This is a genomic window from Mucilaginibacter terrenus (assembly GCF_003432065.1).
Classification (GTDB): domain Bacteria; phylum Bacteroidota; class Bacteroidia; order Sphingobacteriales; family Sphingobacteriaceae; genus Mucilaginibacter; species Mucilaginibacter terrenus.
On sequence record NZ_QWDE01000004.1, the window covers coordinates 160,512 to 183,471 of the forward strand.

At 45.5% G+C, this 22,960-nt stretch carries 25 protein-coding genes; 14 read left to right on the forward strand and 11 right to left on the reverse strand.

Translation table 11 applies throughout. The features are described 5' to 3' along the window. The first annotated feature begins 83 nt into the window (after nucleotides 1–83). The 5 genes from DYU05_RS18070 to DYU05_RS18090 all read left to right on the forward strand — a co-directional run bounded on the left by DYU05_RS18070 (nucleotide 84) and on the right by DYU05_RS18090 (nucleotide 3,994). Complete coding sequence (locus DYU05_RS18070) at nucleotides 84–326, forward strand: hypothetical protein (RefSeq protein WP_117384552.1); 243 nt, start codon at nucleotides 84–86, stop codon at nucleotides 324–326. Between the two features lie 91 nt (nucleotides 327–417). Continuing rightward, complete coding sequence (locus DYU05_RS18075; protein WP_165852104.1) at nucleotides 418–1,515, forward strand: AI-2E family transporter; 1,098 nt, start codon at nucleotides 418–420, stop codon at nucleotides 1,513–1,515. 44 nt (nucleotides 1,516–1,559) lie between these two features. Further along, complete coding sequence (locus DYU05_RS18080) at nucleotides 1,560–2,114, forward strand: Crp/Fnr family transcriptional regulator (protein ID WP_235854053.1); 555 nt, start codon at nucleotides 1,560–1,562, stop codon at nucleotides 2,112–2,114. 89 nt (nucleotides 2,115–2,203) lie between these two features. Further along, a complete protein-coding gene (locus tag DYU05_RS18085; protein ID WP_117384555.1) occupies nucleotides 2,204–3,100 on the forward strand; it encodes an SDR family oxidoreductase in 897 nt (298 codons plus the stop codon). Between the two features lie 144 nt (nucleotides 3,101–3,244). Continuing rightward, on the forward strand, nucleotides 3,245–3,994 hold the full coding sequence (locus DYU05_RS18090; protein ID WP_235854054.1) for a DUF481 domain-containing protein: 750 nt from the start codon (nucleotides 3,245–3,247) through the stop codon (nucleotides 3,992–3,994). A gap of 101 nt (nucleotides 3,995–4,095) precedes the next feature. Here DYU05_RS18090 and DYU05_RS18095 read toward each other — a convergent pair whose 3' ends face one another. Further along, nucleotides 4,096–5,058 carry an isopenicillin N synthase family dioxygenase gene (locus tag DYU05_RS18095; protein WP_117384556.1) on the reverse strand — a complete coding sequence of 321 codons (963 nt, stop codon included), beginning with the start codon at nucleotides 5,056–5,058 and terminating at the stop codon, nucleotides 4,096–4,098. Between the two features lie 179 nt (nucleotides 5,059–5,237). Here DYU05_RS18095 and DYU05_RS18100 point away from each other — a divergent pair, with 179 nt between their 5' ends. The 4 genes from DYU05_RS18100 (at nucleotide 5,238) to DYU05_RS18115 (ending at nucleotide 10,290) form a co-directional block, all read left to right on the forward strand. Further along, nucleotides 5,238–7,118: a DUF6600 domain-containing protein gene (locus DYU05_RS18100; RefSeq protein WP_117384557.1), complete on the forward strand. Its 1,881-nt coding sequence runs from the start codon at nucleotides 5,238–5,240 to the stop codon at nucleotides 7,116–7,118. A gap of 462 nt (nucleotides 7,119–7,580) precedes the next feature. Beyond that, on the forward strand, nucleotides 7,581–8,039 hold the full coding sequence (locus DYU05_RS18105) for a ferritin-like domain-containing protein (protein WP_117384558.1): 459 nt from the start codon (nucleotides 7,581–7,583) through the stop codon (nucleotides 8,037–8,039). A 144-nt stretch (nucleotides 8,040–8,183) separates the two neighbouring features. Next, entirely contained in the window at nucleotides 8,184–8,921 is a 738-nt protein-coding gene (locus DYU05_RS18110; RefSeq protein ID WP_117384559.1) for an acyl-CoA desaturase, read from the forward strand. Nucleotides 8,922–9,033: 112 nt separating this feature from the next. Then, a complete protein-coding gene (locus tag DYU05_RS18115; protein ID WP_117384560.1) occupies nucleotides 9,034–10,290 on the forward strand; it encodes a pyridoxal phosphate-dependent aminotransferase in 1,257 nt (418 codons plus the stop codon). Between the two features lie 241 nt (nucleotides 10,291–10,531). On the opposite strand, the gene DYU05_RS18120 is transcribed toward DYU05_RS18115, so the two are convergent. Continuing rightward, on the reverse strand, nucleotides 10,532–11,248 hold the full coding sequence (locus tag DYU05_RS18120) for a hypothetical protein (protein WP_117384561.1): 717 nt from the start codon (nucleotides 11,246–11,248) through the stop codon (nucleotides 10,532–10,534). Nucleotides 11,249–11,302: 54 nt separating this feature from the next. Here DYU05_RS18120 and DYU05_RS18125 point away from each other — a divergent pair, with 54 nt between their 5' ends. After that, nucleotides 11,303–12,016, forward strand: coding sequence for an SAM-dependent methyltransferase (locus tag DYU05_RS18125; RefSeq protein ID WP_117384562.1), 714 nt, complete (start codon nucleotides 11,303–11,305; stop codon nucleotides 12,014–12,016). An 8-nt stretch (nucleotides 12,017–12,024) separates the two neighbouring features. Then, nucleotides 12,025–13,635 (forward strand): FAD-dependent monooxygenase, encoded by a 1,611-nt coding sequence (locus tag DYU05_RS18130; protein WP_117384563.1) that lies wholly within the window; start codon nucleotides 12,025–12,027, stop codon nucleotides 13,633–13,635. Between the two features lie 39 nt (nucleotides 13,636–13,674). On the opposite strand, the gene miaE is transcribed toward DYU05_RS18130, so the two are convergent. The 4 genes from miaE to DYU05_RS18150 form a co-directional block, all read right to left on the reverse strand. After that, a complete protein-coding gene (gene miaE, locus DYU05_RS18135) occupies nucleotides 13,675–14,274 on the reverse strand; it encodes a tRNA-(ms[2]io[6]A)-hydroxylase (RefSeq protein WP_235854055.1) in 600 nt (199 codons plus the stop codon). A 191-nt stretch (nucleotides 14,275–14,465) separates the two neighbouring features. Further along, a complete protein-coding gene (gene nadD, locus DYU05_RS18140; RefSeq protein WP_117384564.1) occupies nucleotides 14,466–15,044 on the reverse strand; it encodes a nicotinate (nicotinamide) nucleotide adenylyltransferase in 579 nt (192 codons plus the stop codon). Nucleotides 15,045–15,110: 66 nt separating this feature from the next. Then, a complete protein-coding gene (gene gmk / locus DYU05_RS18145; protein ID WP_117384565.1) occupies nucleotides 15,111–15,692 on the reverse strand; it encodes a guanylate kinase in 582 nt (193 codons plus the stop codon). 25 nt (nucleotides 15,693–15,717) lie between these two features. After that, nucleotides 15,718–16,593 carry a YicC/YloC family endoribonuclease gene (locus DYU05_RS18150; RefSeq protein ID WP_235854056.1) on the reverse strand — a complete coding sequence of 292 codons (876 nt, stop codon included), beginning with the start codon at nucleotides 16,591–16,593 and terminating at the stop codon, nucleotides 15,718–15,720. Nucleotides 16,594–16,758: 165 nt separating this feature from the next. Here DYU05_RS18150 and DYU05_RS18155 point away from each other — a divergent pair, with 165 nt between their 5' ends. Further along, complete coding sequence (locus tag DYU05_RS18155) at nucleotides 16,759–17,526, forward strand: hypothetical protein (protein WP_117384567.1); 768 nt, start codon at nucleotides 16,759–16,761, stop codon at nucleotides 17,524–17,526. Between the two features lie 36 nt (nucleotides 17,527–17,562). Here DYU05_RS18155 and rnc read toward each other — a convergent pair whose 3' ends face one another. From rnc to DYU05_RS18170, 3 genes are read right to left on the reverse strand one after another with little or no spacing between them, the layout of a single operon-like run. Further along, nucleotides 17,563–18,288 carry a ribonuclease III gene (gene rnc / locus DYU05_RS18160; protein ID WP_117384568.1) on the reverse strand — a complete coding sequence of 242 codons (726 nt, stop codon included), beginning with the start codon at nucleotides 18,286–18,288 and terminating at the stop codon, nucleotides 17,563–17,565. A 9-nt stretch (nucleotides 18,289–18,297) separates the two neighbouring features. After that, the gene (gene fabF / locus DYU05_RS18165) at nucleotides 18,298–19,551 is read right to left on the reverse strand and encodes a beta-ketoacyl-ACP synthase II (RefSeq protein WP_117384569.1); all 1,254 of its coding nucleotides are present in this window, start codon (nucleotides 19,549–19,551) and stop codon (nucleotides 18,298–18,300) included. A 20-nt stretch (nucleotides 19,552–19,571) separates the two neighbouring features. Further along, complete coding sequence (locus DYU05_RS18170; RefSeq protein WP_031266521.1) at nucleotides 19,572–19,808, reverse strand: acyl carrier protein; 237 nt, start codon at nucleotides 19,806–19,808, stop codon at nucleotides 19,572–19,574. Between the two features lie 144 nt (nucleotides 19,809–19,952). Here DYU05_RS18170 and DYU05_RS18175 point away from each other — a divergent pair, with 144 nt between their 5' ends. Both DYU05_RS18175 and pyk read left to right on the forward strand, forming a co-directional pair. Further along, nucleotides 19,953–20,378: an IPExxxVDY family protein gene (locus DYU05_RS18175; RefSeq protein WP_235854057.1), complete on the forward strand. Its 426-nt coding sequence runs from the start codon at nucleotides 19,953–19,955 to the stop codon at nucleotides 20,376–20,378. Between the two features lie 60 nt (nucleotides 20,379–20,438). Continuing rightward, nucleotides 20,439–21,875: a pyruvate kinase gene (pyk, locus tag DYU05_RS18180; RefSeq protein WP_117384570.1), complete on the forward strand. Its 1,437-nt coding sequence runs from the start codon at nucleotides 20,439–20,441 to the stop codon at nucleotides 21,873–21,875. Nucleotides 21,876–22,024: 149 nt separating this feature from the next. On the opposite strand, the gene DYU05_RS18185 is transcribed toward pyk, so the two are convergent. Both DYU05_RS18185 and DYU05_RS18190 read right to left on the reverse strand, forming a co-directional pair. Continuing rightward, nucleotides 22,025–22,522 (reverse strand): thioredoxin family protein, encoded by a 498-nt coding sequence (locus DYU05_RS18185; protein WP_117384571.1) that lies wholly within the window; start codon nucleotides 22,520–22,522, stop codon nucleotides 22,025–22,027. A gap of 8 nt (nucleotides 22,523–22,530) precedes the next feature. Then, nucleotides 22,531–22,959 (reverse strand): hypothetical protein, encoded by a 429-nt coding sequence (locus tag DYU05_RS18190; RefSeq protein WP_117384572.1) that lies wholly within the window; start codon nucleotides 22,957–22,959, stop codon nucleotides 22,531–22,533. Between the last annotated feature and the right edge of the window lies 1 nt (nucleotide 22,960).

Here is a 22,960-nt window from a genome sequence, read left to right on the forward strand (position 1 = left end):
AAAAGAGAAGACCTCCCGGTTTTCTCTTTTTTTGTTTAAAAACATGAAGGCACATTTGGTGTTATAACTAAAATACCAAACCTATGATTGACGAAAAAGACACCGCTCCTGCAGAAAAAGACGGTAAATACGAGTTTATGATACACTATTCCGGTCGCGAGTTGTCGTGCACCGTAGTAAAGGAACAAGACAAGTTTAACGTTTGTATAGACGACAACATCACCGCCGAGCTTACCTTACAGCAAGACGGCACATTGGTGCAAACCGCTGGTAACGACCTTCCGGACTCAGCCGTAGATTACATTAAAAAAAGGATTCTGGGCTAACAGCCCGATCATATTCACACCTTAATCTTGCAGCCTGCGCGCGCAGGATTAAGGTGTTATTCATTTCATCCCACACTTATTTGCCAGTACTTTGACTACCGTAAACAACTTTAACCAAACGCTCCGCATTCTACTGCTCTTTGTATTGGTTTTTGGGATACTGTACTTGGGGGCGCCGGTATTTATACCGCTAACATTTGGTGCCATACTGGCTATGCTGCTGCTGCCTGTTTGCCATTGGCTGCAGCGCCGGGGTGTTAATAATGGTATAGCCTCTCTTTTAAGTGTTATCTGCCTGCTTTTGCTGATCAGCGGCGTGATTTTCCTGCTGGAAACACAGTTGAGTGACCTGTTGCAGGACCTCTCTAAAATTGAGAAACGGGTTGCATCTCTTATTGAAGGGGTAAAAAGCTACATTCAAAACAGCTTCGGCATATCCAAAGCCGAGCAGCAAAAGATGATAAAAGAGCAGCAGGGTGGCGGTATGGAACGTGTAACCGGGCTTATTACTACCCTTGTAGGTTCATTCGCCGGTATACTGATCGATGCGATACTGGTGCTGGTTTATACCTTTTTGTTCATTTACTTCCGTGCTCATTTTAAAGCGTTTATACTGCGCCTGCTAAGCCGCAGTAACCGCGAAACCGCAAAAGATGTACTGCAAAATGCAAGCTCGGTTACACAAAGTTACCTTGGCGGCTTGGGCCTCATGATTGTGATGTTGTGGGTAATGTACGGCATCGGCTTTTCTATTGTTGGCGTGAAGAATGCCATTTTCTTTGCTATTTTATGCGGTATACTGGAGCTGGTTCCGTTTGCCGGTAACGTTACAGGCACATCCATTACGGTGTTAATGTCACTTGCACAGGGTGGCGATTCCGGCACTATTGCTGGCATTCTCATCACCTATGGGTGCGTACAGCTGTTGCAGACCTATATACTGGAACCGTTAGTGGTGGGCGACAGGCTCAACATTAATCCCGTCTTTACCATTCTCATAATTGTCGTCGGCGAGGAAGTTTGGGGGATAGCCGGCATGGTGGTAGCCGTGCCTTTATTGGGCATCTTCAAGATCGTTTGCGACAACTGCGAGCCATTAAATGATATTGGTTTCCTGATTGGTCCGCCGCGGGAGAAAAAAAGCGATGAGGGGAACTTTCTTACCAGATTGTTTAAAAAGAGCAGCTAAAAGCCTGTATTTTTGACATGATGTTTGATGAATTTCTATCGTACATGAAAACCCATGCCGAGCTTTCTGAAAGTGAGCTGGAGCTTTTGTATTCCCGTGCAACGGAACGCATTGTGCGTAAAAAGGAAATCATCCTGGGTAAAGGCGAGATCTGCCGCTATAAGATACTTGTAATTAAAGGGCTACTGCGTACCTATCGCACCAAAGAGGACGGTACGGAATACATCATACAGTTTTCACCCGAGAACCACTGGACCACCGATCCGGAAAGCTATGAAAACCGAACGCCATCAAACTATATTGTAGATGCGCTGGAAGACAGCCGTATTTTGCTGTGGACCAAAAAGGATTTTGACGAGTTTTTATCTGTAATGCCAGAGCTCAAGCTCTTTTCAGAAAAAGTTAAATCGGCCAGCCTTAGTATCAGCAGGCAGCGTATCTTCAGTGCCATCAGTTCATCTGCCGAAGAAAAATACGACGAATTCATCAGTACCCACCCCGGCGTATTTGCACGCGTACCTCTCCATATGGTAGCAAGTTACCTTGGTTTATCGCGCGAAACCTTAAGCCGCGTCCGCAACGCGCAAGTTAAACGGTAATTTAAAACGGTGACAAATGTCCTCGCTATAGCACCTGCCATAGCGCACCTTTGCATGGTAATTTATCTGTTAAACTAAAAACATTAAACATGCGAGTATTTGTAACCGGCGCTTCGGGCTTTGTAGGCTCAGCCGTTGTTCAGGAACTTATAGCGGCAGGGCACCAGGTACTTGGCCTTGCCCGTTCAGATGCCTCTGCACAGGCGCTTATTGCAGCGGGCGCAGATGCGCACCGGGGAGACATCGATGACCTGGAAAGCCTAAAACAAGGGGCAGCACAATGCGATGGCGTTATCCACACCGCTTTCAATCACGATTTTTCTAAGTACAAGGCCAATTGCGAGGCCGACCGCCACATCATCATTGCCATGGGCTCGGTATTAGAGGGTTCACAACGCCCACTTATTGTTACATCAGGTACCGCTTTAGTAGCAGGCAACGGTATTGCTACGGAAGACAGCAAGCCGGCGGTTACTTCTGACATCATCCCGCGCCTTGCTTCTGATGAAGCTGCCGCGGTAGTAGCGGCACGCGGCGTAAACGTATCAGTAGTGCGCTTGTCGCCATCTGTACACGGCGATGGCGACCACGGATTTGTACCTACGCTTATTAATATTGCCAGGGAAAAAGGTATTGTAGCCTATGTTAACGAGGGCGCTAACCGCTGGCCGGCTGTGCACCGCCTTGATGCTGCCCGTTTATACCGGCTGGCGCTGGAAAAAGGCGCTGCCAATGCAATATATCATGGTGCTGCTGAAGAAGGTGTACCCATGCGTGAAATAGCGGAGGTTATAAGCAAACACCTTAACGTGCCTGCGGTATCGCAAACACCCGAAGAAGCCGCGGCGCATTTCGACTGGATAGCACACTTTGTTGCTATTGACAACCCTACTTCGTTCCAGAAAACAAAACATACATTGGGTTGGGAGCCTACCCATGTATCATTGTTAGAAGACTTGGAAAACGGAACGTATTTTCAAAGTTAATCGTTCGGGAACACTCATCATCCTATAAACCCGGGCTGCATTGCGGCAACCCGGGTTTATTATTTAAGGCCGTTAACGGTATACGGCCCAATGTACATTTAGGATGTTTACAAACAGACACGATAAACGTGCGTTACCCCTTATATGACTAAAGCAGACGTATGCAGGGGCCGGGCAAGTAAGGTGTTGATAATGGCTCTGTTCATTTTTTGGTGCCCTGCGGTTTATGCCCAATTCAACGATTCCACCTACTATCACGCTATTCTGGCTTCTACAGGTTCTATCAACAAAACCAATAACGACAGAGCCTACCTGCTTAATAATTCCTTTGGTTTCGGCGTAAAAAAGAAAAGCATCGTCTTAAACTCAAGCAGCACCTGGATTTATGGCAAACAAAACAGGGAGCTTACCAACAACGATTTCTCTTCGTCCTTAAACTTCGACCTGTACAAAACCTTTCCGCATTTCTACTACTGGGGGCTGGTTAACTATAATACAAGCTACTCGTTAGGCATTAACAACCAGTTTTTAGCAGGGGCAGGTATTGCCTATAAGATTATAGACAAGAAAGACCTCTATCTTAACCTAAGCGACGGTATCCTGTACGATAAAAGCAATTTGCTTGCAGACCTGATCTACCACACTTACCGCAATTCGCTCCGGCTGCAGTTTCACCTACAGCTTAAAGACTTGCTCACCTTTGATGAAAGCAGTTTCCTGCAAAGCTCACTGTCCAATGGCGACGATTACATCATACGGTCCACCACTACGCTGGGCATTAAGCTGCGTAAATGGATAAGCCTGACCACATCGCTCAACTATAATAAAATGAACATTACGCGGAGTGATAACCTCAACTTCACCTACGGGCTCACACTGGACAAGTATTTCTAGGGGTTTACCTGCCAAATACTTTACTGAACATAGCTGCTCCGTAAAAGTATGTTCATAAAAAAAGCCGGCTGGTAGGCCGGCTTACAAATATCATATTGTTTTTACTTCTTTAATCCTATCTCCCTCAGGCGCTCGTCAAGGTATTCGCCGGCAGTAATATCTTCGTACATTTTTGGGTGGTTGGCATCAATTGTCGACGGTAGGCAGGTAAGGTCCATACCTGATTTTGGGTGCAGGAAAAACGGAACAGAAAATCTCGAATTCTTCATCTGCTCGCGTGGCGGGTTCACCACCCTGTGCGTGGTAGATTTTAGCTTGTTGTTAGTGAGCCTTTGCAGCATATCGCCAACGTTCACTACCAAGTCCTCGCCAAAGGCAGTAACCGGAAACCAGGTATTATCGCGGGTAAGCAGCTCCAGCCCGTCGGCACTTGCACCTATCAATAAGGTTATGAGGTTTATATCCTCGTGCGCTCCGGCGCGTACGGCATCATCGGGCAGGCTATCCGGATCTGTTATTGGGAAGTAGTGCAGCGTACGCAATATCGAGTTGCCGTGCTCCACCTTATCATCAAAGTAATTCTCGCTTAAACCCAGGTACACCGCAATAGCACGCAACAGGTGCTTGCCTGCTGCTTCCAGCTTTTTATAAACCTCTTCGGTAATCGTATTAAAATCAGGTAATTCTTTCACCTGCATATTATCCGGGTAGCTTGCCTTTTCAGGAGCATCATCGGGCAAAAACTGGCCTATCTGCCAAAACTCTTTCAAATCAGGCACTTTAAAGCCCTTAGCGGTCTCTTTGTTTTTACCGGTATAGCCGCGCTGTCCTGCCAGTTCTGGTACTTCATACTGCAATTTAGTTTCCTCGGGTAAGGCAAATAACGCTTTAACCTGCTCGTACAATTTATCGATCAGCTCTTTGCTTAAGCCATGGTTGGTGATGGTAACAAAGCCGGTTTCATTAAAGGCTTTGCCAATAGCATCAGAAAATTGTTTCTTTTCTTCGGCAGAGCCGTTGATGTAGGTGTTCAGATCAAGGCGCGGAATGTTTACAGTACTCATGATATCAGATTTATGCTTGCAAAAATATTCAATTTAAATACGGATGACAGGGAAATATCTTAAAATTTACCCGGTGTTTGTTTCTTCCTGATAATAAGGCCGAAAACTATTTATTGTTTAAACGTTTTAAGGTTAGTTAAGTCCTAATGTTGTAAACCTTCTATTATCGAGATACTATTATGAAATACTTAAATAAATTACTGGGACTTGGCATTGTAGCGTTAGCGCTCTCTTCCTGCTCGCCTGCGGTTACCATGGCGCAGGACGATGAATACCAAACCCAAAATAACGGATATATATCTAACCAGGAATTTTACGATGAGCTATCGCCCTACGGCACATGGGTTAATGATGCCAGGTATGGCGATGTTTGGGTACCTGATGTAGACCAGGACTTTCGGCCGTATGCAACAAACGGGCATTGGGTGTATACCGAATATGGTAACACCTGGGTGTCTGACTATGACTGGGGCTGGGCAGCGTTCCACTACGGCCGCTGGACCTATGACGACTATTACGGCTGGGAATGGATACCGGGTAACGAATGGGCACCTGCCTGGGTAGACTGGCGCGAAAGCGAGGGCTACTATGGATGGGCACCGCTTACACCACAGGTAAGCTTTGATCTGGCTTATAGCAGTAACTATTATATACCAGACAATTACTGGTCGTTTGCACCGTACGCGTACATTAACTCCCCTAACGTATACAACTACTGTGTGCCTTATACCAGGGTACGTACCATATACGCACGCTCCAGCTATATACATGACACCTACAGGTACAATAACCGTCAGTTCTTTAGCGGGCCGCGCCGTGAGGATATACAACGCCGCACCAACAGGCCGGTACGTATGTACAATGTAACCAACGTTAACCGCCCTGGCAGTACTGTTATTAACAACAATTCGGTTAATTTTTACCGGCCTAACATCCGCACCAACGGCAATGCACGCCCAACACGAGTAGTGGACGGAGCAGCTTACCGCCAGCAGAATCCGGGTCAGCGTATTGGCCGGAACGACGGCCGCTTCGGAGCCGTAACACAGGGCCAGAACGCACAAAGGCTGGCAAACGACGCACGGTCTAACAACCCGGACAGCAGGTATGTCAGGATCAATAATGATCGCAGGGGAATGGCTAGCCCGGGCAACATAAACCGCCCCGGCATGAACAACGGTAACGGCCAGCAAGGGGGCACATACCGCAACAGCCGCCCGGGCGACAATACGAACAACCAGCAAACAGACCAGCAGCGCCAACAGCAACAACAGGCTCGTGAGCAACAGCGCCAACAATGGCAGCAGCAACGCCAGCAACAAGGCGGCCAGCTTACAGATGAACAGCGCCAGCAGCAGCAACAGCAAACACAACAATGGCGGCAGCAGCGCGAACAACAACGCCAGCAGCAGGGCCAGCAGGGACAGCCAGGCCAACAAACCGACCAGCAGCGCCAGCAACAGCAACAAGCGCGCGAGCAGCAGCGCCAGCAATGGCAGCAACAACGCCAGCAACAGGGTGGACAGGTAACGGACGAACAACGCCAGCAGCAACAACAGCAAAGGCAACAATGGCAGCAGCAGCGCCAACAACAACGCCAGCAGCAGGGGCAGCAAGGCCAGCAACAGGATCAACAACGCCAGCAAATGCAGCAACAACGCGAACAGCAAAGGCAGCAGATGCAACAACAGCGCGACCAAATGCAACAGCAGCAGGTACAACGCCAGCAGCAAGACCAAGCCCGCCAGCAACAACAGGAACAGCAAAGGCAGCAGATGCAACAACAGCGCGAGCAGCAAAGGCAGCAACAAGAGCAGCAACGCCAGCAGATGCAACAACAGCGTGACCAGCAACGCCAGCAGCAGGAGCAACAAAGGCAACAACAAGATCAACAACGCCAGCAGCAAGAGCAACAGCGTCAACAACAGGATCAGCAGCGCCAGCAACAAGAGCAGCAGAGGCAACAGCAGCAAGAGCAACAGCGCCAGCAACAGGAGCAGCAGCGCCAGCAACAACAACAGTCGCAAGGCCAGCGCCCGGGTCGTCCCGGCAGGCCGTAACTCGAGCAATATAATATCAAACGGACGCCATTATCGGGCGTCCGTTTTTTGTTTCCAGCAGATTGATTTTACACCTGTAACTTACCCTATTGGTTGCAAATTTATTTTCATTTAGCGTTGTGAAATGGTGTGGTTTTTAAAGCATCCTGTATAGATTATCGGCCAAAAACAAGCATATTGATGCTGTTTACACAGTTTTTCGGTTACCGCTAACAAGTGTTCATAAAGCGTTCAAAATACGTTCGAAACAAAAAAAGCTGAACACTTTTGAACAAAATCGGACTGCTGGTCATTCCTGATAACCCATTTTAAAGCCGCGCAGCACCACTTATTTTGGTTAAGCTCTAACTTGAGTTTGCACTTTGTAAAAGCTTGCGGGAGTAAGTTTTTCTTAATTAATTTAACTCCAAATTAATTATGGCATGGTGGTTGCATAACAATCATCAAACAACATAAACTACCATGGAAACTACAGAAAAATCAGTTGAAGTACTAAATGACCTTATAGAGATTAATAATGACCGTGTAGATGGCTTTACCCGCGCGTCTAAAGACCTGGGTGAAGGCGATGCCGATCTGAAAACCGTATTTGAAAGCTTTGCAGGTGATAGCCGCCGTTTTGTACAGGAGCTTAGCCAGGCAGTTGGCCAAATTGGTGGCGAACTGGAAACCGGTAACTCAGTAACTGGTACAATCCACCGTACCTGGTTGGACGTGAAAGCTACTTTCAGCGGCCATGATCGTAAATCAATTCTTGAAGAATGCGAACGCGGCGAGGATGCTATCAAAAAAGCATACCGTGATGCATTAACAGAAAACAACGGCTTACTACCAGAGCACAGCCACTTGCTTGCACAACAGCAACAATTGATTAACGAAGGTCATGATACCATTAAGGCACTTCGCGACGCACAGGTATAATCAGCTCTGATCTAATAAATAAAAGCCGCTCCTAATACGGAGCGGCTTTTTTATTTATTAGAATTGAAGTTTATGAAACTACTGCGCCGCTTTTATCGTTATATTTGTAATCATTATAAATAACTACTACCAAATACCCATACTGTGATCATACTGATTTTTTTCCTTTGCCACTGGTTCTTCTCGTTGTTCTTTCAAACATTTTTCCTGCACAGGTATGCCTCGCATAAAATGTTCACTACTAATAAGTTCTTCGAGCGCACCTTTTATGTAATGACTTATGTTTTCCAGGGGTCCTCATTTTTGAACCCACGTGCCTATGCAATTATGCACAGAGAGCACCACGCTTATAGTGACACCGAAAAAGACCCGCACTCACCGCATTTTTTTAAGGATGTTTTCCAGATGATGTGGTATACAGCAATCAGCTACAAAATGCATGAAAAAAGACTGAAAGACCCTGAGGAACGCTTCAAAGGAAATTATCCGGAATGGAAATTTCTGGACTATGTAGGATCTTCGGTTATATCACGTTTAATATTCGGTGGTTTGTACATCGCCTTTTACGTCCAATTTGCTACTGAATGGTGGATGTTCCTTTTGCTGCCTATCCATTTATTGATGGGTCCAATTCACGGAGCGGTTGTAAACTGGTGTGGTCACAAGTATGGCTATGCAAACTTTGATAATAACGACAAATCAAAAAACACAACACCTTTTGACTTTTTAATGCTCGGCGAGTTGTTCCAGAATAATCACCATAAGCGCCCGAACAACGCAAACTTCGGTGCTAAATGGTTCGAGATAGACCCGGTATATCCAGTAATGAAAATGATGCACTGGATGCGGATCATACGCCTGCGAAAAGCTTACGTCTCCTAGAAATCAGGATGCAAAATATTTTAAAGCCGTCATGTTAATTCATGCCGGCTTTTTTGTTAATGGGCTGCCTCTTAATTCTAAATACTATATTTGCCCCTCTAAATTTCTACAGATGAAAGTATCCATATTGGCGCAGAATTTAAGCGGCTCAGAGATCATAAAGATAGCAGGCGAGATAAACGAACTCAAAAAACAGGGCCAGAACATTGCTAACCTAACTATAGGTGATTTTGACTCCAATATCTACCCTATTCCTGCCGAACTAAAGGATGGTATTGTTAATGCCTATAATCAAAACCAAACCAACTACCCTCCTGCAGATGGCATCTTGAACCTGCGCGAAAGCGTTTTCGGCTTTCTAAAAAGCCGTATGTGCCTGGAGTATGCTGCCAACCAAATACTAATCTCAGGTGGTTCAAGGCCACTCATCTATTCGGCATATTTAGCATTGGTTGATCCCGGTGACTGGGTGGTTTTCCCGGCACCATCATGGAACAATAACCACTATTGTGATCTTACCGGCGCCGAACCCATCATTGTAGAAACACGTGCCGAAAACAACTTCATGCCTACCGCAGAAGAGTTAAGGCCGCACTTAAAAGGTGCTACACTGCTCGCACTTTGCTCGCCGTTAAACCCAACGGGTACCATGTTCAGCAGGAAAGACCTGGAGGAAATTTGTGATCTGGTGATTGAAGAAAACAAAAGCCGTTCAGCAGATCAAAAACCATTGTATTTACTGTACGATCAGATATACTCTCAGCTAACGTTTGGTGAGCACGAGCATTACAACCCGGTAACACTCCGCCCGGAACTTAAGGATTATACTGTTTTTGTTGACGGCGGTTCTAAATGCTTTGCAGCTACCGGTGTACGTGTTGGCTGGGGATTTGGCCCTGCAGCTATCATCAATAATATGAAAGCTATTGTAGGTCACATGGGTGCCTGGGCACCTAAAGCCGAACAGGTAGCTATGGCGGAATACCTGAAAGACGAAGCATCAGTAGACACCTATCTGGAGCAGCTAAAGTCCAACATACAGGCGAGCTTAAACACACTGCACCAGGGTTTTCAGCAAATGAAGGCCGAAGGTTTAAACGTTGACTCCATTGAGCCTATGGGTGCCATTTATCTTACCATCAAAGTTGACTGCATCGGTAAAACCACACCGCATGGCACTGTTCTGAACAATTCAGCAGATGTAAACTTCTACCTTATCAAAGAAGCCGGTGCAGCGTTCGTACCGTTTTCAGCTTTTGGTACAGGTGAAGATGTTGCCTGGTTCAGAGCATCTGTGGGTGCAAGTACTCTGCAGGATATTGAGGCTTTATTGCCAAGGGTTAAAGCTGCTTTGCAAAAGCTAAGCTAAGCCTATAATATAAGTACTGTTTCGGTTGTGTAAAGCGAAACACCCGAAACAGTATTTTTACCTAAGTAGCTGTTTACCAAGCTTTACCAAAACGAAGCGAAACAACCCAAAACACTACAAAAACTTTAGCTAAAAAAGGTAAACACTTGATCTTACATGGCTTAAAAATTCTATTGTCTTTAAAGCCCTAAAGCGAAACAAACAGAAGCGAAACAGTCGACCAACCTTCTAAGTCCCTTTACTAAGCCGCGCTGGATATATACTTTATCAAACTCCGCTTTGCAACCGGCAACAAGGTTTGCTCTAGCGGGAAAGTAATGTCGCTGCTTACATGATATAATGCCGGGTTAGGCAGGTGCCTGCGGCGGCGGATCAGGTCAAGCTTTACCGCTTCGGGTGTATGGCTGATGCTCTGCTCGTAAGTTTCTACAAATTGCACATTTATTCCCCTGAATTTATCATCCTTATTCTCAAAAATACTTACCTGGTACTCGTATACGTAATTGGTGGTAAGATTGCCGTTTCGTAAAGAAAAGTAGCCGTGGTAAGGCAGCAATGGCACCACACCCACCGGGTCAATGTTCAGGCGGCTTTCCACAAAATCGTAGATCTCCTTGCCAGTTTGTATCGCCGGGTTAATCTTACCCAACGCGTAGTAGATGATGCTTTCTATTTCTTTCATAGATTCATCATCTTCCACAATCTTCTTATAGGTGAGTTTCACCGCCTCTATATCTGCTTTAGTGAGACGTTGAGGGAACGCCTGCTGCAGGGCCGATTTATTGTTCTTGAAATCTAGTAAGTTGTTGTAGTGAAAAATAAGATCGCTCAGGTTGGGGTATAAGCGGCTCTTATCAAAATGCCGGTTTATTTCTTGCAGGTAATCCAGCAGGATGTATTTCTTATGCTCAAAATCTATCCGGCCCTCTATAAACCAATTTATGCCTAGTGATGCCATACTTAAATCAATTTAGTGATAGCTTAAATTAAATAAAAAACGTCAATTTGCATAATGAGTTACGGAACGCTTTTTTTAATACCTGTACCACTTGCCGATGATGCCGCGGCTAAGTCATTCACGCCCTATCTTGTTAATACGATTAACAGCATTAAAGAGTATATTGTTGAGAACGAAAAAACAGCAAGGCGTTTTTTAAAGGAAGCCGGGCTTAAAACGCCGCAGAGCGAACTGATCATTCACGACTATGGCAAACACCACCGTGAAAGCCCTAACATGGCAGAGCTGTTTAAAGGCCTGCTGGCAGGCACAGATGTGGGCCTGATGAGTGAGGCAGGCTGTCCCGGCATAGCCGACCCTGGCGCCGATATAGTTGCTGAAGCACACCGCAAGGGCATTACCGTAGTACCGCTGGTTGGGCCAAGCTCTATTTTGCTAGCGCTGATGGCATCGGGCTTTAACGGACAAAGCTTTACCTTTCACGGTTATTTGCCCATAAATAAAACTGACCGCAATCAAAAGATCAAAGAGCTGGAAAGCGCTACAGAAAAAGCCAAGCAAACGCAGTTGTTTATTGAGACACCTTTCCGTAACGACAGCATGCTGGATGATGTGCTGAAAACCTGCAAGCCGCAAACAAAATTGTGTATCGCCTGTGATATTACAGCAGCTACCGAATTCATCAAAACAAAAACCATTGCTGCCTGGAAAAAAGAAGTGCCCGACTTACGTAAGCGTCCGGCTATCTTCCTGCTCTTTCATGGATAAATAATTGCATGACCCTACCCGCAAATGCCAGCGTGCTGATAATAGGCGCCGGTCCATCAGGATTGATGATGGCGGCGCAGCTGCTGCGTTATGGCATCATCCCGGTTATTGTTGATGCCAAACAAGGGCCAACCAACCAGTCCAAGGCTTTGGCGGTACAGGCCCGCTCTATGGAAATATACCGGCAAATGGGCCTTGCAGATCGGGTAGTCAGCGAAGGTAAACCAGCCGCAGGAGCAGCTATACACATCTGGGGCAAACCGGCGGCCGAACTATCGCTGAGCAAAGCAGGCGTAGGTTTAACGCCGTTTCCGTATGTGTTTATGTACCCGCAAAGCAAAAACGAACGCGTACTGCTGGACTACCTTACCCTAAACTGTTGCCCAGTATACTGGAACACTACCCTGCAAAGTATTGTGCACAATGCTGATAACACCGAGGTGACTTTGCTGAACAACGGACAAGAACAGATAGTAACCTGCAACTGGCTGATTGGTGCAGATGGCGCGCACAGCATTGTACGTAAGTCTGCCGGTATAACCTTCAATGGCGATACGTACCAGCATAAGTTCTACCTGGCAGATGTTAAACTGGCCGAAGGATTTCAGGACGACTTTGTACATCTTTTTTTGTCATCTAAAGGGTTTGCCGGCTTTTTCCTGATGCCGGAAGCAGGCGAGTACAGGGTAGTTGGCAATATACCGGCAGACCTTAGCGAGCGGGAAAGCCTCCAAATAGATGACGTTCTACCCCACTTACAACAGGTAACCGGATCTCCGGTTAATATTTTGCAAGTAAACTGGTTCACCAGCTACAAACTGCATCACCGCATGGCCGACAAATTCCGCAGCGGTCGGTCCTTTCTTATCGGTGACGCAGCGCACATACACTCCCCTGTTGGCGGACAGGGCATGAACACCGGCCTGCAGGATGCTTACAACCTGGCATGGAAACTGGCAGGGGTATTAAACGGAAAACTGAACGTGAGTATTTTAAACAGCTATGCCGATGAGCGGATGCCTGTGGCCCGGGATCTGCTTAACAGTACAGATCGTGTTTTCAACGTAGTAACGTCGCAAAGTTGGGCAAACAACTTGTTCAAGAAGTATATAGCACCACGAATATTGAAGTTTGTTGGCAGCCACGATAAGCTTAAAACTACCTTTTTCAATCAGGTATCACAATTGGGCATCAACTATCGCGACAGCAAACTTAACATTCACCTGGGTAAGCTTACCAAAATTAAAGCAGGTGACCGCCTCCCATTCCTGGAGATATATGATGAGAAAAAACAAGCCATGACGGATATCCACACGTGGTGCAGTAAACCTGGTTTTACACTCATCACGGTTGGCGCTATTAAAGAGGATTATCTTTTTACGCTGGCTAAATGGATAACTCTCCGGTATGCGGGCACATTAAACTTTTTCCACCTGCCGCCATCCGGCAAGAACCGCCATGTGCTGGATGCTTTTGAGATCGGTCCCGGCCAGCGGAAGGCAATTATTGTTAGGCCGGATATGTACATCAGCTACATGAATGATGTTGTTGATATAGAAATGATGAACAACTATCTTAAAAACGTTGTAGGCTTTATTCCAGACGGAGCGGGTGGTTAAATTGCTTGCAGATCACAAGCGCTAAGCACCAATTGATACTTACCCGTGGATGGTTTCGCTCTTACCGTAGTTTTGTATCACGCTTGCTTCGTACTCTAAGAACTCCTTCCAGCGCTTATCTACATCTATCTCTACGGCATACTTTTTAGCCAGCCTGATGAACATAGAATAATGTGTGGCCTCGCTCACCATCAGCTCATGATAAAACTCGGCCAGCGCTTCGTCATTTATGTTTTCTGAAAGCACTTTGAAGCGTTCGCAGCTCCTGGCCTCTATCATTGCCGAGAAAAGTAAACGGTCTATTAGCTGCGCCTCACGGCCACCGCCAATAATGATGAACTTGCGCAGTTCATTCACATAGTTGTCCTTACGCTCGCGGCCAAGTGTAAAGCCACGTTCCAGTATAATGTCGTGCACGCGTTTAAAGTGGTCCATTTCTTCCTGTACCAGCATCGCCATTTCTTGTACCAGCTCGCCAAGATTAGGATTTTGTACAATGAGGGTTATGGCATTACTCGCTGCTTTCTGCTCGCAAAAGGCATGATCTGTAAGCAGTTCTTCAATATTGCTTTCTACAACGTTCTTCACCCAAAGCGGGTCGGTAGGCAGGTGTAGTTTTAAAATGGTTTTCTCGCTCACAATGCAAAGATAGGAGATGAAGGGGAAAGGTAAAAGCCGAAAGCAGAGAGACTAAGGCTGAAAGTGATTGTTAGCTGAAAGCAAAAAGACTAAAGCTAAAAGCACTCGCAAAGTGGCTAGGTAAGCGTCGAAACTAAAGATGAAATCTAGAGCAGCGTATTTAAAGGCTTTTTGCTTTAGACTTTCTGCTTTTAGCCTATTTTGTACAAGCTTTTACTCTCTATAAACCGCAGTACAGATTCGGGTACAAAATATTGCACGTTCTTTTTTTCGGCAATGGATTTACGAATGAACGTAGCAGATATCTCCATCTGCGGCGTCATGGTAATGGTCACAGATGGATGCGATGCAAATTCAGCATTTTCGTAACCGGGACGTGGATAAACAAATATTTGGTGATCGCGCAGGATGAGCTTGTAGTTCTTCCACTTGTGCAGGGTTGCCAGGTTGTCTGATCCCATGATAAGTGCAAACTCGTGCTCAGGGTATTTTTCCTTCAGAAACGCTAGCGTATCAATTGTATAAGATGGCTGCGGGAGCTTCATCTCCACATCGCTTACGGAAATGTTAGTAGCGTTTTCCGTTGCCAGCTTGGCCATCTCCAGCCTGTCATAGGCGTTAATCAGATCGCCATATTTCTTCAACGGATTTTGAGGCGACACCACCAGCCACACTTTATCAAGCGCGGTATAATTGGCCATGTAGTTGGCAATAATTAAATGCCCTACATGTATTGGATTGAACGAACCGAACAGTAAGCCTATTTTCATGCCCCCTAGCCCCCTAAAGGGGGAATAATGTTATTAGTAAGCCTAACTCTAAGTGCAAAACTCCCCTTAAAATGTTGGGGATTTTATAAAATCTTTCACCAGCTTCTCCGCTTCCGCACAAGCCGTGTCAAGATCGTAATTTTTCAGGATAACATCAAATTGCGGCGCGTAGTTTAGCTCCTTTTCTGCTTTGGCAAAGCGTTCCTGTAGTTTTTCAGCGCTGTCTGTACCACGGCCGGTGAGGCGCTCTATTAAAACTCCCAGTGATGGCGGCTGTACAAATATAGCCAACGCCTGCTCGCCGTATTTACGCTTTAAGTGCATGCCGCCCTCTACGTCTATGTCAAATATCACAGTTTTGCCTGTTGCCCAAATACGCTCTATCTCGGTGCGCAGGGTACCATAAAAAGTGCCGCTATACACCTCTTCAAACTCAACAAACTGCTTTTTGGCAATGCGGTGCAAGAATTCCTCTTTACTGATGAAGTAATAATCCTTACCGGTTTGTTCATCGCCACGCGCGGGGCGGGTTGTTGCCGATATGGAGAACTCCAGCTCGGGCATTTTGCCAAGCAGGTGATGAACTATTGTGGTTTTGCCGGCGCCTGATGGGGCAGAGAATATAACAAGTTTACCTTCGGGGTTCATAATGTATGGTTATCAGCCACAAGCGCTACAGCACGTTAAGCAGTTGTTCTTTTATCTTTTCCAGTTCCTCTTTCATGCCAACCACCAGCTTTTGCATATTGGCATCATTTGCTTTTGAGCCCAGGGTGTTTATCTCCCGCCCTATTTCCTGCGATATAAAGCCGAGCTTTTTACCATTTGCATCGGCGTTTTTCAGCGTTTCTAAAAAATACTCGCAATGGGTTTTAAGCCTTATCTTTTCTTCAGTTATATCCAGCTTATCTATGTAGTATATTAATTCCTGCTCAAAGCGGTTCTTGTCTATGTTTTCTGCACCTACTGCTTCACTCAGGAACTGATTAAGCCGCTCACGTATCACTGGTACCCGTTTAGGCTCTTCAACCTCCACAAGCTCCAGGTTCTTTAGAATAACACCTATGCGGTACTTTATATCTTGCTCCAGTTCATTGCCTTCATCGCTTCTGAACTGCTGAAAAGCATCCATGGCCTGTTTAAAGGTCTTTTCAACCAGTTTCCATTCCTCATCAGATACGGTATCTTCCTCGTATCTCACTACTTCCGGCAGGCTTAAAGCCAACTGCAGCAGGTTTCCTCCGTTCTCGTTCAGCTCCTCGCTTACCGCTTTTAATTGCTGATAGTAATTTTTAAGCAGGTCCCGATCTATGCCGGCTGCTTTGGCTGTCTCATTCGCCTGTTCTACGTTTATAGAAAGGTTTACCTTGCCGCGCTCTATTTGCTTGCTGCAATCAGTACGGAGCTGAAACTCTTTTTCGGAAAACATTTTGGGAAGCCGTAACGACAGCTCAAGAAATTTGCTGTTAAGAGATTTTATCTCTACAGTGTATTTTGCACGGCCCGAGTCGGAGGTGGCAATTCCGTACCCTGTCATGGATTTTATCATGTGCAAAGATAGTAATTTAGTTGATTAGAGGTTAGCTATCATAAGGGCTAAACATGAGTCCTAAACCAACCAACGGCTAACCTATAAGATGTAAGTGACAGATTTACTTTAACATATTTTCACATTTCAACTCGTTATTATACAGTAAATTTGCAGTTCAACATTATGCCTGTAAAGTGCCTCTTGCCTCTTTTATTGCTGCTAACCCTATTTACTGCAAATGTTGCCGCGCAACAGGCAACAGGTGTTACCTACCGTAAAATATCTAATACCCGTATGGGAAACGTATTAGTCACTAATCTTAACAATCACGAGATTAGAATGAGCGATGAAGCCGGCAACTTCATGATAAAAGCAAGTGCAGGTGATTCGCTCGAATTCAGCAAAACAGATTACACACCACAAAGGCAGGCATATAACGGCTACGCCATGGTGGTATATATGCAGCCTGAATTAAAGCTTGGCGAAGTGCGCGTGGTAGGACAAACCAAACGGCAGGAACTTGCCGAAGTAATGGGCAGCTACCGCAAACAAGGCACGTTTTACAATGGCAAGCCCCCTGCGTTATCTTTCCTTACAAATCCCATTACGGGGGTATACGAGCTGTTTGGCAAAACGCCTAACCGCGCCAAGCATTTCGCCCAGTTTGCAAAGAAAGAATTGGAGCTAAGTGAGGTAGATAGGCGATACAACCGAACAATTGTGAAACGCGTTACCGGCATGACGGACAGCACAGAAGTGCAAAGGTTTATGGAGTACTGGAAACCCTCCTATGAAGACCTTAAAATTTGGGCCGAGTATGACCTGATGAAGCATATTCAAAGTAACTACACCTACTTCAAAAAGAATGGCAATCGCGCGCCGGAATTACCTAAGATAAATGCACCGGCATCACTTGGCGGACCAGGACCCATCAAGATCAAAAAACCATAAATTATTAACGGAGGTTCGTTTTTAGGGGGCTTAACGCTATATACCCAGTGCGGCGCAAGCTTTTTCGGCAGCCAGTTTTTCGGCGTTCTTCTTGCTGAACTCTTTACCCGAACCAAGTACCTCGCCATCTATAATAGCTTGTATAGTAAATAGCTTAGCACTCTCGCCTTCCTGGTTGGTTATTACATCAAAGCTGATGTCTTTACCATGACGCTGGCACCACTCAATTAACTTGCTTTTGAAGTTGGTTTCAGTCTGCTCCAGCTTATGAATATCAATGTGAGATTTGATGATGTGGTTGATGAGGAAATTCTTGGTAAAGTCGTACCCCTTATCGAGGTATACCGCGCCAATAAGCGCCTCGAAAGCGTCGCCAAGCAGTGAACCCTGCCTGCCGGAGTTTAATATTTTGGGGTCGAAATCAATCAGTTTATCAAAGCCAAGCTTTTTGCCAAGTGCGTTAAGGTTGTTACGGCTTACAATTTTAGACCGCAGTTCGGTTAAAAAGCCCTCATCTTCGTATGGGTAAAGCTTAAACAGCACTTCAGCCACAACGCTGCCCAGCACAGCATCGCCCAGGAATTCCAGCCGTTCGTTGCTATTCTTAACCCCTTTTTTTATGTTCTGCGCTACAGATTTATGCCTGAATGCTAACCGGTATAAAGACAAATTGCCCGGCACGAAACCGAGCAAATTCTTTAAAACCTTAACATATTTTCTGTTGGGCGAAAAATAAAGCTTGTAAAAGCGGCTAAGTGGCATCCAAAAAGGTTATTCCTGGTATTTCTTAAATATAACAGAAGCATTGTGTCCGCCAAAACCAAAGCCATTGCTTTGCGCCACGTTTACAACACGCTTTTGCGCTTTGTTGAACGTGAAGTTAATTTTTGGATCAAACGCCGGATCATCAGTAAAGTGATTGATGGTTGGCGGAATGATATCGTGCTTTAACGCTAATATAGATGCAATTGCCTCAACAGCACCGGCAGCACCAAGCAGGTGACCGGTCATTGATTTAGTAGAGCTAATATTTATACGGTAGATCTCGTCTCCAAAAGCATCAGTTATTGCCTTTACTTCCTGAGGGTCGCCAATTGGTGTAGATGTACCGTGTACATTCACATAATCAATGTCAGCAGGAGTTAAACCGGCGTCTTCTAAAGCAGCTTTCATTACCAGCGATGCACCAAGACCCTCCGGGTGAGGAGCCGTCATGTGATACGCATCGGCACTCATACCGCCACCTACCATTTCGGCATAAATCTTTGCACCGCGCGCTTTAGCATGCTCCAGTTCTTCCAGTATTATGGTTCCTGCGCCTTCACCTGCAACAAACCCATCACGATCAAGATCGAACGGACGTGACGCAGTAGCCGGATCATCGTTACGGGTAGACAAGGCATGCATAGCATTAAACCCGCCAATACCGGCTTCGTTGATTATCGCTTCAGAACCACCGGTAATAAACATGTTCGCCTTGCCTAAACGCAGATAATTAAAAGCATCAATAAGCGAGTTATTTGATGATGCGCAAGCAGAAACCGTAGTGAAGTTGGGGCCGCGTAAACCGTATTTAATAGAGATATGCCCTGGAGCAATATCAGCTATCATCTTAGGAATAAAGAAGGGGTTAAACTTAGGAGTGCCATCACCTTTGGCAAAGTTTACCACCTCATCTAAAAACGTTTTTAAACCGCCGATGCCCGATCCCCAGATAACGCCTATACGGCTGGTATCCAGTTTCTCAAAATCTAATCCGGCATCCTTAACGGCTTCTTCTGTCGAAAATAAAGCATACTGAACAAACGGATCCAGCTTACGGGCCTCTTTACGGCCCAGAAAACCTTCCGCGTCAAAATTCTTTACTTCGCAGGCGAATTTGGTTTTGAACTTTTCTACGTCAAAACTCTTGATATAGGCAGCGCCGCTTACCCCATTGATTAGTCCGTCCCAGTATTCTGCTACAGAATTACCAATCGGAGTAAGCGCTCCAAGCCCGGTTACAACAACTCTTTTAAACTCCATTTAATAGTTTTAAGAGGAGCTTATTTAACGTTTTTTTCAAGGTAAGCAACAGCCTGGCCTACAGTACCGATAGTTTCAGCCTGATCGTCAGGAATTGCAACGTTAAATTCTTTTTCAAACTCCATGATCAATTCCACGGTGTCTAAAGAGTCGGCACCAAGATCGTTGGTGAATGAAGCTTCCGGGGTAACTTCACTTTCGTCAACACCCAGTTTTTCCACGATAATAGCTTTTACTCTTGAAGCGATATCAGACATAGTCTTAATTTTTAATGATTAATAAATTTTCAGTGCAAAGAAAAATAAATTATGTTAAATATCAAACCTAAAAAACTTCGCATAATTACGTGAACAATATTTTACAGCAAAGGTTTCAATTGGTAATTTAACGCCGTAAAAGTAATGATTTTGAGCAGGAAAAATTTAAAGTTTGAGATCGATTTTGATTTTGTGCTTATCGCGTTAACTACGTCCTTAAAAGACTACCGCATTTGCTACCTTATTAATAAGAGCCTTAACTTTAACTTCGTGAAGGTAGAGGATCTTGAGTTGGAAATAGGGGCTAATCAGTCGCCCGTGCTGTTTTCCAATTACCTGTACAGCTGGGAAAATACCGAGACAGATTTCATATTTATTGCCAACAAAGGGTACGAAGGGTATTTGGTACCCGAAATGCGCGAGGCAGACTATTTTATGATTATTAAAAATTATATTGATGAAAGTGACCTCGAAACCATAATTTCGTCCCTAAATAAAATACCCGAAGTTGTTGCAGCTGTAAAGATTGACCCGAAAAAAGTAAAATCACGCGAAAATCTTTTATTTTAGCGGAAATTTAGATGTGTCAAGAATACACTACTGCACACAGCCCAGTTTAAACCCGACAGTATGAATTATTATTATAACCGCACCAAGATTGTTGCTACCATGGGGCCTGCATCAGCCAAGAAAGACGTTTTACTTTCTATGATCAGGGCCGGCCTTAACGTTTGCCGCCTTAATTTTTCGCATGGCAAACCAGAAGACCACAAGAAAGTTGTAGATATCATTCGCGAAATTAACAGCGAATACAAGACCAATGTGGGTATCCTTGCCGATTTGCAGGGACCTAAGATCCGCATAGGTTTAGTAAAAGATGGCGGTATACATTTAATAAACGGCACACGTATAAACATTACCACTAAGGAGTGTATAGGTGATGACAGCCAGATATACATTACTTACGAAACCTTCCCTCAAGACGTACAGGCAAACGAGATCATCCTTTTAGATGATGGAAAGCTGCAGCTGAAAGTGGTTGAAACCAATCGCCTGGATACTGTTATTTGCGAGGTTGTACACGGTGGTATATTAACATCACGTAAAGGTGTTAACCTGCCGAACACTAAAGTATCTATCCCGAGCCTTACCGAAGAAGACCTTTATAACCTTAAGTATGCTTTAGAGTGGGACCTGGATTGGATAGGCCTTTCTTTTGTACGTACCGGCCAGGACATTATAGATCTTAAACGCATCATTCGCGAAAGCGGTAAATCTGCCCGCGTAATTGCCAAAGTAGAAAAGCCTGAAGCGATAGATAATATAGACGCTATTATAGAAGCTACCGACGGTGTAATGATTGCCCGTGGCGACCTTGGTGTGGAAATGCCGCTTGAAGAAGTACCATTGCTGCAAAAGATGATTGCCCGTAAATGCCGCGATGCTGCCAAACCCGTAATTGTAGCTACACAGATGCTGGAATCAATGATCACTACACCGCGCCCTACACGTGCGGAAGTGAACGACGTTGCCAACTCGGTACTGGATGGTGCTGACGCGGTAATGCTAAGCGGTGAGACCTCCGTTGGTGAGTTCCCGGTGATTGTTATTGAGACAATGGCCAAGATCGTTCGCAACGTAGAAGACCTGGGTTATCCGTTCAACGCTTCTAAAGCAGAGAACCTTGATCCTACCTCACCTAATTTCCTGAGCGATAACCTTTGTGGTTCTGCCGTATACCTGGCCGAACATACAAAAGCCAGCGGCATTGTGTCTATGACCACATCTGGTTACACCGCATTCGAAATATCTAGCTACCGCCCTAAAGCCGGTACTTATATCTTTACATCTAACAGGCAGTTGCTTAACGCGCTAAGCCTGGTATGGGGTGTACGTGCGTTCTTCTACGATAAACTGGAGAGCACCGACGATACCATAAATGATGTAAACCAGATTTTGAAAACAGAGAACCTTATCCGTACAGGCGATGTGGTAATTAACACCGCTGCTGTGCCTATCTCTAAACAAGGTAAAACAAATATGCTGCGTGTAAGCGTGGTAGAATAAGCTCGGAAGTCCAAGATCGGAAAGTCCGTAAGATAAAAAGAGGGTACCGTGATGAACGGTAACCCTCTTTATTTTGCAGCATTGCCGCCTCAAATACGACAGCAGCAAACGCAGCATGTAGCTAAAGAATATCCGACCTTGTATTATCCCTACTTCGCTTTCTCCACGTAATTCTTAGGATCTAGCGCCGAAGGTGACCAGCTTTCCAGGAACTCCAATACTTTAGCTTTGCTATGGCCTTTGCCTTCTTCCAGGTACGATGAGTTTTGAGTATGCAGGCGGTTACCCTTCCCATCCAATACAATGAACACCGGAAAGCCAAACCGTTGCGGGTAGCCCAGTTCGGCAAGCAGCTTTTCGTTCTTGTTCTCCGGGCTATAGTTCACGTGTACTACTTCGTAGTTCTTTGTAAGATAGTTGTTCAGCGTGTCGTTCTTGGTAACCAAGTCGTTAAAGCGTATGCACCACACACACCAGTTACCACCAATTTGCAGCAGCACGTTCTTGTGCGTTGCCGATGCGCGTTTTACTGCTGCGGCTATGTCTGCCTTTGCATCTGCCGCGGGGTTATATAAATGAGGTTTGTCCTGTGCGGCGGCGATATTCACACAGCCTATTACAGCTACTAACAAAAGAAACTTTTTCATATTGGTGCTTAGTTTAATTTAACAAAATCAAATGTAATTGCCTGGCCATTGGTACTTACGGGCGGGTAATAAAGCAATAGCCGGGTTTCGGTAAGGGCCTTTATCGTAACGTTCTGCGTCCGGGCGGGTGCGCCTGCTTCAGATGCCGGGTAAGAGAGCGTAAGCGAGCTTTCTGACGACGTATAGGTTGGCTTGTTGGCATATGTTTCAGTATTGTATATATCAAACTCGCCGGTACGGTAGAACTGCAGATCGCTATAGCCTGCTTTGGTGTTGCTACCTGTTTCCGTTTTTACCAAAGCACCGGCTGTATAAGTTTGTACCGTGTCGGCAATTAGGTGCCATTTACCAACCAGCGTAACGCCTCCGGGATTATCGCTCTTCTTACATCCGAAGAAGACGGATAGCAGCACTATGGCCATTAAAGCTTTTTTCATA